Source organism: Metabacillus indicus (genome assembly GCF_046603695.1).
Classification (GTDB): Bacteria; Bacillota; Bacilli; order Bacillales; family Bacillaceae; genus Bacillus_P; species Bacillus_P indicus.
This window is the reverse complement of record NZ_CP176757.1, coordinates 3,852,634-3,865,987: the sequence shown is the minus strand read 5'-3', so window position 1 is coordinate 3,865,987 and position 13,354 is coordinate 3,852,634. Positions and strand designations below refer to the sequence as shown.

General features: G+C 34.3%; 12 protein-coding genes. All 12 read left to right on the top strand.

The window, feature by feature from the left end; genetic code table 11:
- Positions 1 to 66 precede the first annotated feature (66 nt).
- Positions 67 to 1,395 (top strand): UDP-glucose dehydrogenase family protein, encoded by a 1,329-nt coding sequence (locus ACK1LH_RS19640; protein WP_411335128.1) that lies wholly within the window; start codon positions 67 to 69, stop codon positions 1,393 to 1,395.
- 18 nt (positions 1,396 to 1,413) lie between these two features.
- The gene (gene galU / locus ACK1LH_RS19635) at positions 1,414 to 2,301 is read left to right on the top strand and encodes a UTP--glucose-1-phosphate uridylyltransferase GalU (protein ID WP_411334080.1); all 888 of its coding nucleotides are present in this window, start codon (positions 1,414 to 1,416) and stop codon (positions 2,299 to 2,301) included.
- Between the two features lie 15 nt (positions 2,302 to 2,316).
- Positions 2,317 to 2,997 (top strand): sugar transferase, encoded by a 681-nt coding sequence (locus tag ACK1LH_RS19630; protein ID WP_411334078.1) that lies wholly within the window; start codon positions 2,317 to 2,319, stop codon positions 2,995 to 2,997.
- Positions 2,998 to 3,014: 17 nt separating this feature from the next.
- Positions 3,015 to 3,953, top strand: a complete 939-nt coding sequence (locus ACK1LH_RS19625) for a GDP-L-fucose synthase family protein (RefSeq protein WP_411334077.1) — start codon at positions 3,015 to 3,017, stop codon at positions 3,951 to 3,953.
- Between the two features lie 22 nt (positions 3,954 to 3,975).
- Positions 3,976 to 5,055 (top strand): GDP-mannose 4,6-dehydratase, encoded by a 1,080-nt coding sequence (gmd, locus tag ACK1LH_RS19620; protein ID WP_411334076.1) that lies wholly within the window; start codon positions 3,976 to 3,978, stop codon positions 5,053 to 5,055.
- Positions 5,056 to 5,314: 259 nt separating this feature from the next.
- Positions 5,315 to 6,580 carry a glycosyltransferase family 4 protein gene (locus tag ACK1LH_RS19615; protein ID WP_411334075.1) on the top strand — a complete coding sequence of 422 codons (1,266 nt, stop codon included), beginning with the start codon at positions 5,315 to 5,317 and terminating at the stop codon, positions 6,578 to 6,580.
- A 14-nt stretch (positions 6,581 to 6,594) separates the two neighbouring features.
- Positions 6,595 to 7,827: a glycosyltransferase gene (locus tag ACK1LH_RS19610; protein WP_411334073.1), complete on the top strand. Its 1,233-nt coding sequence runs from the start codon at positions 6,595 to 6,597 to the stop codon at positions 7,825 to 7,827.
- Positions 7,811 to 9,130: a glycosyltransferase family 4 protein gene (locus tag ACK1LH_RS19605; RefSeq protein ID WP_411334071.1), complete on the top strand. Its 1,320-nt coding sequence runs from the start codon at positions 7,811 to 7,813 to the stop codon at positions 9,128 to 9,130. Before ACK1LH_RS19610 ends, ACK1LH_RS19605 begins: the two co-directional genes overlap by 17 nt.
- Positions 9,111 to 9,701, top strand: coding sequence for an acyltransferase (locus ACK1LH_RS19600; RefSeq protein WP_411334069.1), 591 nt, complete (start codon positions 9,111 to 9,113; stop codon positions 9,699 to 9,701). Before ACK1LH_RS19605 ends, ACK1LH_RS19600 begins: the two co-directional genes overlap by 20 nt.
- A gap of 54 nt (positions 9,702 to 9,755) precedes the next feature.
- Entirely contained in the window at positions 9,756 to 10,658 is a 903-nt protein-coding gene (locus ACK1LH_RS19595) for a sugar transferase (RefSeq protein ID WP_411334068.1), read from the top strand.
- Between the two features lie 4 nt (positions 10,659 to 10,662).
- Positions 10,663 to 12,147, top strand: a complete 1,485-nt coding sequence (locus tag ACK1LH_RS19590; RefSeq protein ID WP_411334066.1) for a hypothetical protein — start codon at positions 10,663 to 10,665, stop codon at positions 12,145 to 12,147.
- A 12-nt stretch (positions 12,148 to 12,159) separates the two neighbouring features.
- Complete coding sequence (locus ACK1LH_RS19585) at positions 12,160 to 13,341, top strand: glycosyltransferase (RefSeq protein ID WP_411334064.1); 1,182 nt, start codon at positions 12,160 to 12,162, stop codon at positions 13,339 to 13,341.
- Positions 13,342 to 13,354: the final 13 nt, after the last annotated feature.

Here is a 13,354-nt window from a genome sequence, read left to right as displayed (position 1 = left end):
TTACGGTGAGAATGCTTTTCCGTTAACTATTTTAAATGATAAATGTTAGGAAAAAGGTGAATGAACATGAAAATTGCAGTTGTAGGAACTGGATATGTCGGTCTTGTAACTGGCACCTGTTTGTCTGAGATTGGCCACACTGTCACATGTATTGATATTGACCCTAAAAAAGTTGAAAAAATGAAAGCGGGTATATCTCCAATCTTTGAACCGGGTCTGGATGAACTCATGCTGAAGAACATTAATGAAAGGAAATTGTTTTTCACTACAAATCATGCTGAGGGTTTTAATGGTGCTGATGTCATTTACATCGCTGTAGGCACACCCGAAAAAGAAGATGGTTCAGCGAATCTGACATTTGTTGAGCTAGTGGCAAAAGATATTGCTGCACAAGTGAATCAGGATGTTGTTGTCGTCACAAAAAGTACGGTTCCTGTTGGAACAAATGACTGGATTAAAGATGTCATCCAAAATCACTTAGTTCATGATGTGAAAATTGAGATTGTATCGAATCCGGAGTTCTTGCGTGAAGGATCTGCTATCTATGACTCTTTCAATGGCGATCGAATTGTCATTGGGTCGAGTTCAGAGAAAGCGGTAGCGATCTTAGAAGAAATCAACCAGCCATTCGGACTTCCAATATTCAAGACGGATATCCGCAGCGCAGAAATGATTAAATACGCAGCAAATGCATTCCTTGCAACAAAAATCAGTTTTATTAATGAGATATCAAACATCTGCGAAAAATTGAATGCAAACGTTGAAGATGTAGCAAATGGAATGGGACAGGACAGCAGAATTGGCTCTCAGTTCCTGAATGCCGGTATAGGATACGGTGGATCCTGTTTTCCAAAGGATACGAAAGCACTTATTCAGATTGCAGGAAATGTAGAATACGATTTTGACCTATTAAAGGGTGTAGTCCGGGTTAATCAAAAACAGCAGGAAATCCTGATGAATAAGCTAGAAGACAGGTTTGAAAGTTTAAAAGACAAAAAGATAGCGATTCTGGGTCTAGCTTTCAAACCAAACACAGATGATATGAGAGAAGCAGCTTCAATTGTCATTTCTAAACACTTAATCGAAAAAGGTGCTAACGTTTTCGCATATGATCCTGTTGCAATGTCAAATGCGAAAAAGATCCTGGATACAAAAGTGAATTATACTTCAAACGCAGCTGAAGCCTTAATGGATGCAGATGCTGTATTAATTCTAACAGAGTGGAATGAATTTAAGGACTTGGATTTGAACGTATTCCAGGAAGAAATGAAATCACCTATTATCTTTGATGGCCGTAATTGCTATGATCTTGAGGTGGTTAAGAACCACAATCTTGAGTATCACTCAATGGGAAGAAAAACGATAAATACGTTGAAATTAACTGCTGTTAATTAAATAAAAGGGGCGTTTTAATTGAAAAAAGTAAGAAAGGCTATTATTCCAGCTGCTGGCTTAGGGACTCGTTTTTTACCTGCAACAAAAGCGATGCCAAAGGAAATGCTTCCGATTGTCGATAAGCCGACAATTCAATATATCATTGAAGAAGCCATCGAATCTGGAATTGAAGACCTTATTATTGTAACAGGCAAAGGGAAAAGGGCAATTGAAGATCATTTTGATCACAACTTTGAACTGGAACAAAATCTCATAGAAAAAGAAAAGTATGACTTGCTTGAAAAAGTAAGACATTCATCTGGAATTAACCTTCACTACATTCGTCAAAAAGAACCAAAAGGTCTTGGGCATGCCGTATGGTGCGCACGTAAATTTATCGGGAACGAACCGTTTGCAGTATTACTAGGGGACGATATTGTACAAGCTGAAACTCCGTGCTTAAAGCAACTAATTAACGAATATGACAATACTGGTTCGTCCGTCATCGGTGTTCAGACGGTTGGCGATGATCAAACGCACCGTTATGGTATTATTGATCCTTTGAATAAAGAAGGCAAGCTTTATCAAGTAAACCGGTTTGTAGAAAAGCCAAAGCAAGGTACAGCTCCTTCAAACCTGGCAATTATGGGACGTTATGTTTTAACCCCTGAGATTTTTGAACTTCTGGAAAACCAAGAGACAGGTGCCGGCGGCGAAATTCAGCTGACAGATGCAATTCAGAAACTAAACGAGCAGCAGCATGTCTACGCTTATGATTTTGCCGGGAAGCGATATGATGTGGGTGAAAAATTCGGCTTTATCCAGACGACCATTGAATTTGCCCTGCAGCATGAAGACCTTAAAAATGATCTGGTTGAACTCATGCAAAAACTGGTTGAACAGGAAAGTCTAAAATTATCGAATTAAGGAAGTGGCGCGGAAATGTCAGAGTGGGCAAAGGAAAGTACGGCACAGTCACCGCATCATCAGTCAGCAGTTGATTTTGGTACAACAACGTCTACATACAAACTTGTCAAGCGCTCTATGGACGTTACAGGAGCACTTCTTGGAATTATACTTTTAAGTCTTTTATTTCTTGTTGTAGCGATATTGATTAAGCTTGAAGATCCAAAAGGACCTGTTTTTTTCACTCAGAAACGAGTAGGGAAAAATGGAGAAGAGTTTAATATGTTCAAATTTAGATCAATGGTAAGCGATGCGGAAGAAAGACTGAAAGACTTGCTTTCTTTAAATGAAGTAACCGGTGCGATGTTTAAGATGAAAAACGACCCGAGAATAACAAAGGTTGGGAAGTTCATCAGGAAAACGAGCATTGATGAGTTGCCGCAGCTGTTTAATGTTCTAAAGGGTGATATGAGTCTCGTGGGACCCCGTCCTCCTCTCCCGAGAGAGGTTGCTGATTACACGGATTATGATAAACAGCGGTTATTGGTTACGCCCGGCTGCACAGGAGTATGGCAGGTCAGTGCCAGAAACAGTGTAGGTTTTCAGGAAATGGTTGAGATGGACCTATATTACATTAAACATCAGTCGGTCATGACAGATATCAAAATCCTATGTAAAACAGTCATAGTACTATTTGGATCGAAAAATGCATTTTAGGACAGGGTGAAATGAAAATGGAAAAACACGCTAAAATTTATGTGGCTGGTCACAGAGGCTTAGTAGGATCAGCTATCTTAAGAAAATTGCAATCAGAAGGTTATACAAACCTAGTGTATAAAACTAGTACTGAACTCGACCTACGGGATCCAAAGCAAGTGTATGCTTTCTTTGAACAGGAAAAGATCAATTACGTATTCCTCGCAGCAGCGAAAGTTGGCGGAATCGTAGCAAACAACGAATATCCGGCAGATTTCATTAGAGATAACTTAATGATTCAGACAAATGTGATTGATGCGGCTTATAAAAATAATGTTGAAAAGCTTCTTTTTTTGGGAAGCACATGCATCTATCCAAAATTGGCGCCACAGCCTCTTAAAGAAGACTATCTTTTAACAGGTGAGCTAGAGCCGACAAATGAACCATATGCGATTGCTAAAATTGCAGGTATTAAGATGTGCCAATCATATAATCGGCAGTATGGCACGAAGTATATCTCTGCAATGCCTACTAATCTTTATGGTGAAAATGATAATTTTGATTTACATACATCACATGTTCTTCCGGCTCTTATTAGAAAGTTTCACGAAGCAAAGGATAACAAAACGGAATTTGTTGAAGTATGGGGAACAGGTTCACCCAAGAGAGAATTCTTGTATTCAGATGACCTTGCAGATGCTTGTCTTTTCTTAATGAAGAATTATGTAGGCAATGACATTGTAAACATCGGTGTCGGAGACGATTTACCGATAGGTGAGCTTGCAGCAAAAGTGAAAGAAGTAGTTGGGTTTGAGGGCGAAATTCGTTTCGATACATCTAAACCTGACGGTACGCCACGAAAGCTGGTAGACGTGTCCCGGATTAACAGCTTAGGGTGGAAAGCAACTACATCCCTTGATGAGGGATTACAAAAAGCGTATACGTGGTTTTTGCAAAACGAACTAATTAAACAATAAGAACTTAAACTTGGAGGCAATCATGAAAAAGGCACTAATCACAGGCGTAACAGGACAAGACGGATCATATTTGGCAGAATTTCTGCTTGAAAGAGGCTATGAAGTACACGGATTAATCCGCCGCAGCTCTTCATATAACCAAGAGCGATTAGAAGATCTTTTAACAGAAGAAGGAGCAAGCGCGTTCTTAAACCATTCAAATTTCCACCTACACTACGGTGATGTTACTGATGCATTAAACGTAACCCGTATTATCGGTGAAATTATACCAGACGAAATTTACAACCTTGCAGCACAATCGCACGTACGTGTTTCCTTTGACATGCCTGGATACACACTAGATGTTGATGCCAAAGGTACACTTAACATTCTTGAAGCGGTTCGTATTTTAGGTTTAACGGATAAAACACGCGTCTATCAAGCGTCTACTTCTGAACTATACGGCAAAGTACAGGAAGTGCCGCAAAAAGAAACAACGCCATTTTACCCGCGTTCTCCATACGGGGTAGCTAAAATTTACGGCTTCTGGATTACCAAAAACTACCGTGAATCGTACAATATGTTCGCAGTAAACGGTATTTTGTTTAATCATGAGTCAGAACGCCGAGGAGAAACATTCGTAACAAGAAAAATCACTTTGGCAGCCTCTCGTATTGCCCAAGGAAAGCAAGACAAATTGATGCTAGGTAACTTAGAATCTCTTCGTGACTGGGGTTACGCAAAAGACTATGTTGAGTGCATGTGGTTAATCTTGCAGCATGATAAACCGGAAGATTTTGTTATCGCTACAGGTGAAATGCACTCTGTACGTGAGTTTGTTCAATTAGCATTTAAACATACTGGCATTGAGATTGAATGGACAGGACAAGGCGTTGAGGAAAAAGGTATCAACAAAGCAACTGGTGAAGTCATTGTAGAAGTTGATCCTAAGTTCTTCCGTCCAGCTGAAGTAGAACAATTGTTGGGGGATCCGACGAAGGCAAAAACTTTATTGGACTGGAACCCTACTAAAACTTCCTTTGAAGAGTTAGTTCAAATTATGGTTGAAGCAGATATGAAGAAGGTTGAAAAGGAAGAGAAAATAAAACGAATGTTTGATTAAATCATGATTATATATATTTTATACTGATATTAATTATTAAGGGCTAACTTCTTTTGATCCTGGTTTTGCAAGATGCTGTACCTAGGGCGATAAGAGGCGCTCTTTTTTTATGGGGAGGATTATCTTTAGAAATCAGATAATATGGATATTTCGCTTATCTAAAACGATATAAAAATACAAATTAAAAGAGGTTCATGCATTCTGTTTTTTTGTAATTATTTCATTGAGTGTATGCCTACTTATAGGAAAGAGATTTCAAATGAAAAAAAAAGAAAAAATTTTAATATATGCGCACTATTATACTCCTGATGTAGCTTCCACAGGACAAATTTTAAAAGAATTGGCAGAAGGTATGCTTGAAGTGTTTGATATTACCATAATTTGTGTCGTTCCATCTTATACTGGAAAGATTGCATCTAAATATAAAAATAAAATGTTTTATAAAGAAGAGCTTAATGGTGTGAATGTTGTTCGAATTCGTGTTCCTGAGTTTTCAAAGAACAATAAATATAGTAGAGTCAAAAACATTTTTTCATATTACTTTGGGGCAATGATTGCAACACTTAGAGTTGGTAATATGGATTATGTGTTTTCTATTTCTCAGCCTCCCATTTTAGGAGGTTTACTTGGCGTTTGGGGCAAATGGATGAAACGTGCCAAATACATTTACAACATTCAAGATTTCAACCCCGAGCAGACAATGGCTGTTGGATACAGTAAAAATAAGATGATTTTGAATGCAATGATGTGGTTCGATAAATTTAGTTGTAATCAAGCTGATAAAGTTATTGTTGTTGGTCGAGATATGGTTGAAACATTAAAAGCGAGGTTTATAAACAAAAGAGTACCTAATCACTCATTTGTTAATAACTGGATTGACGAGAAAGAAATTTATCCTTTGTCTACAGATAATAGAAAAGTATTAGACTTTAAGAAAAAGTATAGATTAGAAGACAAATTTATCATCATGTATTCTGGCAACATTGGTTTGTATTATGATCTAGAAAATATAATGCGAGTTCTAAGGAAATTCCCTGCAGGAGTAAAAACTATTGATGGCAAGGAAATCGTCTTTGTTTTTGTAGGGGAGGGTACTGTTAAAGAAAAGTTAATTGAATTAAAAGATAAATACAATATGGAAAATATCTTATTTATCCCATACCAAGAAAAAAAGGATTTAGTATATAGTTTAAATGCATGTGATATACAAATGTGCATTTCCGCAGCTGGAATTAAGGGTGTATCTGTACCAAGTAAGCTTTATGGCATTATGGCGGCTGGAAAGCCAATTTTAGGTGTGTTAGAGAAAGGATCAGAGGCACGTTTAATAATAGAAGAAACTAAGTGTGGGATAGTATCAAATCCAGGGGACTATCATACTTTCGAAAAGAATATTGATAGAATATTATCAATAAGCCGCAATGAATATGTGGAGATGGGAAAAGCGGGTAGAGAATATCTAGAGAATCATTTAACTAAAGATGTAAGTATTATGAAGTATATCAAAGAAATCAAATCCTGTTGAAAGGTAGTAGATCAATGTCAAATAAAAGACTATTATGGATTGGTTGTCTAGAAAGTGAAGAAGAATTTAAACTCAAATCAGAAAAAGGATATAATCTGGCATCAGCACAAGTATCGCAACAAAATATATTAACTGGATTAGAAAAAGTCACAGGCCTTGTTTTTGATTCCATCAATGGCAGTGTACTGCCGCCGTATCCTATCTATAAAGATAGAACAGTAAAGGAGGTCAAGTGGTCACATAATAAAAATGCATTAAATATTAGCGTTGGCTACAGAAATGATAAATATATAAATAGGATAACTTGTAAAAATGCGATGAAAAAAGCTGCAAGAAATTGGGTTGAAGGGAGATACAATAACGAAGAGCTTATCATTTTTGTTTATTCCATGAGATCTCCTGCAATGGCTACGGCTATTGAGATAAAAAAAATCATACCCAATGCAAAGTTATATCTCATCGTAACAGATTTACCACAATTCATGGATTTAGGGCAAAGTAAGATAAAAGCTTTTCTTAAAAAAATTGATTTTGTGCAAATTAAAAGAATGCAGGAGAAATTTGATGGTTTTATTCTATATGCATCAAAAATGGCCCAATTCTTAGAAATCACAAATGATAAGTGGATCCTAATGGAAGGGTTGTATAATGCATCAGAATCAGAAAAGAAATTTAATACCGTTAAAAAAATAGATTATGATAAACAATCAATTATGTATTCTGGAAAACTTGATTTTCAATATGGCATTGCTATGCTATTAGATGCATTCATGAAAATCGATGATCCAACTTTAGAACTTTGGCTCACAGGTGGGGGAAATGCTGAAGACTATATAAAAGATTGTGCAATTAAAGATTCTAGAATAAAATTTTATGGGTTTTTACCATCTAGACAGGATGTCTTAAATAAGCAACGGAATGCTTCTCTATTAATAAATATGAGGTTACCCTCGGAAAAAGCTTCTACTTACTGTTTCCCTTCAAAGTTATTCGAATACATGGCTACAGGTATTCCCGTAATGTCGTTTAAGTTAAAAGGAATACCATCTGACTACTTAAACCACCTTTTCATTATTGAAAAAGAGACAGAAGAAAGCATAATTAAGACAATAAAAAAAGTTTTTGATATGGATGAAGGTGTTCGGAAAAGAATTGGCACTGAAGCGAAAGATTTTATTATAAGTCAAAAAAATATAATTGCTCAATGCAATAGTATTTGGAAATTTGTTGATGAAAGTTCAAGGTGAAGATATGAAACGAATTTTATGGGTATGTAATGTGCCAATTCCAAGAATAGCAAATGATTTGCAAGTGAATGTACCAAATATTTGTGGTTGGTTAATAGGTTTTGCAAACTCTTTGGAGATGAATAAAGATATAGAGTTGCACATCTGTTTTCCCATATTGGGGCTTAAAGAAACTAAAAAGGGTAAGGTCGGAAATATAAGTTATTATGCTTTTTCTCAACCAAAGGTTTTTGGTTTCCTACCAGTAGAGGATCAATTAAAAACGTCACCTCTAATGGAAAAGCAGATTGAAAATATTGTTAATTCAGTTAATCCCGATATTCTGCACATTTTCGGAACAGAATACCCCCATTCATTAGTAGCTGCAAAAGCTTTTAAAAAGCCAGATAGAACTGTAGTAAATATACAAGGACTAACTTCGTTCTATTGGATGCACTTTAACTCTGGCATTCCATATAAAAATCTCAAAAGCTTTTCTATTAGTAATATAGCAAGAGGAAATCTTCTTAATCAATCGAAAAGGTTAAAGGAGCGCGGTAAATTTGAGATTGAAACCATCAAAAATATAGGGCATGTAATAGGAAGAACCGATTGGGACGAAGCGTGTACAAAAGAAATAAACCCTGGAGTTAAATACCATTTTTGCAATGAATCTCTAAGAGATTCATTCTATACCGGAACTTGGGACCATGCATCATGTGAAAAGCACTCCATCTTTATGAGTCAAGCTGCAACACCAATTAAAGGACTTCATTTTATGCTCAAAGCTTTGCCAGAAATAATTAGAGAATTTCCAAACACTCATCTTTATATTGCGGGAAATGATTTAACAAGAACAGATTCCATATACTCAAAGCTCAAAATATCTTCCTTTGCTCTGTATATTAAATCACTAATTAAAAAAAATGGATTAGAAGATAAAGTAACTTTTACAGGCCAGCTCACGGAAATGCAAATGAAAGAAAGATTTTTAAAAAGCAATGTATTTGTTTCACCTTCTACTATTGAGAATTCGCCAAATTCATTAGGTGAAGCAATGTTGCTGGGTGTTCCATGTGTTTCATCAGACGTAGGTGGAGTAAAGAACCTGATAGAACATAATAAAGAAGGATATATATATCAAGGAGATGCACCTTATATGCTTGCTTATTATGTTAAGAAGTATTTTAAAAATATTAGTATTGCAGAAAAGTTTGGAGCCAGAGCTCAAAAACACGCTCAGGAAACTCATAATAAAGAAAAAAACCTTAAAACACTATTAAAGATATATGAGGAGATAATAAATGGTGGAAGAAATGGGTGAACTACTTAAAAAAATTATAAAGCAGAAACCATCGAAATTAATTATTCTAATTTATAATGTTTTGCGGTTTGTAATTTTAAAACTAATTTACCCCCAAAGAATAAAAAGTGGTCTAATACAAAACTTACATCCTAGTACTGAAATAGCTATAGGTAGAGGGGTAATTGAATTAGGAAGCAGTATCTTTACAAGACGAAATGTTTCAATTAGAGTCGAATCTGGAAAATTGAAAATTGGAACTAGCTTTTTCAACCAAGGTTGTACAATTACCGTTATGAAAAATGTGGTGATAGGAAATGATTGCTTATTTGGTCCAAATGTTGTTATTGTGGACCATGATCATAACTATAGTCATCTAAACAACTTGAGAGGCAATCATTATTTATTAGATGATGTAATAATTGGTAATAACGTGTGGGTAGGTTCAAATGTCACAATACTGCGTGGTACTGTGATTGGAGACGGTGCAGTTATTGGGGCTGGTGCCACTGTGAAAGGAAATATTGAAAAAAACACAGTAGTATACCCTAAACAAAATCAAATTCGCAAAACTATTATTAATGATTTTTAAACTTAAAGGAGCTTTATTATTTGAGTATAAATATGTATGGGAGATAAATAAAATATGGGAAAATTAGCACCGGTAGCCCTTTTTGTATATAACAGACTTGATCATACAATAAAAACTATTAAATATTTACAAAATAATAATCTTGCAAAAGAAACTGAGTTATTTATTTTTTCTGATGCTGCAAAAGGAGAAAGTCAAGAAGAAAATGTAAAAATGGTTCGAAAGTTTATTTCCAAAGCGGAGGGATTTAAAAAAGTTACCGTAGTATACTCAGAGAAAAATAAGGGTCTAGCACAGTCAGTAATTGGTGGTGTTACAAATATATTAGAAAATCACGGAAAAGTTATTGTGTTAGAAGATGATATATTAGTATCCCCGTTTTTTTTGAATTTTATGAATGATGCATTAAATTTTTACGAAGAAAACGAAAAAATATGGTCAATTAGTGGATATAAATTTCCAATAAGTATTCCATATTCTTATGATAAATCTGTTTTTTTTGCAAGTCGTTCTTCTAGTTGGGGTTGGGCAACTTGGTTAGATCGCTGGAACACGATTGACTGGGAAATAAAAGACTATAAAAATTATAAATGGAATCTACGAAAAATTCATCATTTTTGTAAAGGTGGGACTGATCTTGATAAAATGCTTAGGCATCATATGGCTGGAAAGATAGATTCTTGGGCCATTAGATGGTGTTATAATCAAGCTTTCCAGAACCGATATACAGTTTATCCTACAAAATCCTACGTTTCAAATATCGGAACTGATGGTTCAGGAACTCATTGTGATCCAACATCAGCAAGATTTAACGTTGAATTAGACGGACAATCTTTTTATAACTTTGAAAATAATGTAGAACTTAATGGCTTAATTCAGAGTAATCTCAAGAAAGTTTTAGATAGATCAATAATCAGAAAAATCAAAAACCAAATAAGATATTATAATATGAGGTAGATAGATGAGCAGTAGTAATTTTGTATCTAATTATTCGATTATTCGTTTTGCATGGAATAATATTTTGAGTATATCCTCTTTTGTAATTTCTATAATTGTATTCTTCGAAGAAATAAATTTTAGAACAGGTTTGGAAGGTTTATTTTTACTACCAGCTGTATTTGGAATTTGCATACAAGTATTTAATAGATTTTATATGTATTCTAGAGGGGGAATTGCATTAAAAATATTCTTTTTAATTATGTTTATAAGGTATGATATCTTACCTTTGATGATAGCGTTAACTAATGGTAGATATAACACTCTGCCTATCACAATGCCTATGATTAACGTATCATATAACGGTTATGTTTTTGCGATAATTATGTCAATAATAGAACTTATTGTATGTTTTGCTGCTATATCATATTATTCCAAAAAGATGGAGGCAATCAAAACAATTAATGTTTTGGATGAGAAGAAATCGAATATGGGGATGTCAGCTTTCGGGCTAATTGGTTTTTTCGCATTTTTAGTAGTTTTATCAACTAGAGATCTGCAACAAGTTCTGTCAACAGTTACCTTCTTTACGATGGAAGAGAAGTATGAAAATCCATCTACTGATGCTTTTGGAATCTTAGCAATACAAGTAATAAAAATGTTTATGTTTATGATGCTTACTGTATTATTCTATAAAAAATATACTAAAAGTAATAATGTATTATGGGTTCTGCTTGCTATTATTGTAGGCTTCTTAAATATGTCGATATTTTTCGGGTATAATAGGTCCTTTGTACTACAAACGGCTATCGCTACTATTTATGTCTTATATGCAGTGTTCCCTCGGTATAGAAAATTAATGGTAGGTGGATTAATACCAATTACTGCATTAATAATGATTAGTATGATTTACATTAAACAGTTTGGCGTGAGTTATACAGAATCTTCTCAAAACGAGATGAACTTAGCGCAGCTATCAAATACCATAGAATCATATGTCGGGGGTCCATGGTCATTAGCGTCAGGATATGATTCGTATTATGCACACGGTCAATCATTACCTTTTTCTACGTTTATAAAAGACTTTATCCTAAATTGTTTTATTTCGTATTTGCCAGGGTTTGAATTTATACTGAATATATTTCCAAACACTATAAGTAGCCCTATTGTTCATCAAATGCATACAAATTCTTATCAAATGCTGCCGTTATCTGCAACTAGTTTGTTCTATGGTGGAATATTTTTAGGCCCACTTATCTCCATTTTCTTTTATGTAATATTGATGAAAATGCTTGTCATATTTGATTACAAAAGTAAATTAACAAAAGATTTCTCCAAAAAATATTTATATACTATGATTGCGGTTTTGCTTAGTTTCACTATGTGCTATACATGGGTGACTCTTTTGTGGAGTTTTACTAAAAATATGCTGTTTATAAGCCTATTGGTTATGATGAATGAAATTCACATGGTTAGGAATGGGAAAATAAAAAAAATCAAAACGTTTTAATGAGGTGCTATGTTGAAAATTTTATTTGTCGTAGGTGTTCTTAAAGGGATAGGTGGTATTGAGTCTTCACTTCTTAATCTTATTAACAATTTAAGAGATACAAATAATAAAGTGTATATTTGCGTACTTGGAAACTATATTTCACCTTCTACACAAATACCGTCACACGTAAAAATTATTAAGGGTAATAAGATTATTGAATACTGCCTAATGGGTTATAAGGACTTGGCTGCAAAGTTAAGTCGTACTGAAATGGCAGGAGTTATTTTAATTAAAACAATAAAAAAATTAATTGGATATAGACCAATACTTTTGGCATGTATAAAATTTATGAAGCTTAAAGATAATTTTGATATAGCAATTTCTTTTTCTAATGATATGTATCGAGATGTATACAGCGGTGGCTGCGAAGATTTCGTAGATAAATGTGTACAGTCAGAGAGTAAAATTGCATGGGTACATAATGATGCCCGTGAGCATGGTCTAACAAGAGATATTTGTGAAAAGAAATACAGGAATTTTAAATATATAGTAAATGTTAGTAAAGCTTGTAAAGATATATTCGATGAAATTATTTTTGATTACAAATACAAATCAAAAGTGATAACTAACACTTTGTATTTTCCTAGTATTAACGAAAAAAAATCTATGTATTCTCCCTATGATGTCAATAAGTTTAATCTAGTGACAGTAGCTAGGATAGAAAATCAACAAAAACGCATTGACAGAATACTGGATTGTTGTAAATTACTAAAGATTAGGGGTTTACAAAATTGGACATGGACAGTAGTTGGGGATGGACCTGATTTACTTGAATTAAAGCAAAAAGCGGTGCAGCTAGGAGTAGATGATGTATTAGATTTTGTTGGAAGGAAAGAAAATCCTATTCCTTTTATGCAACATGCAGATCTTTTTGTCCAAACATCTGATTATGAAGCATATAGTATGGTTCTGATTGAATCTTTGTATGTTTCGACTCCTTGTATCGTTACAAACTACGATTCTGCATCTAACATAATAAAAAATAACTATAATGGATGGATAGTAGAGAAAGAGGTTGTCGAAATAGTTAATAAAATCTTCTCTTTAATTAATGATCCTGTAACATTAAACTTGATTAAAAGTAATACGTCACAAAGTAGTATTTTATTAAATGAAAAAGCACTTTCCTCTTTTATAAGCTTACTAAAGTGAATGGGGTAAAAAA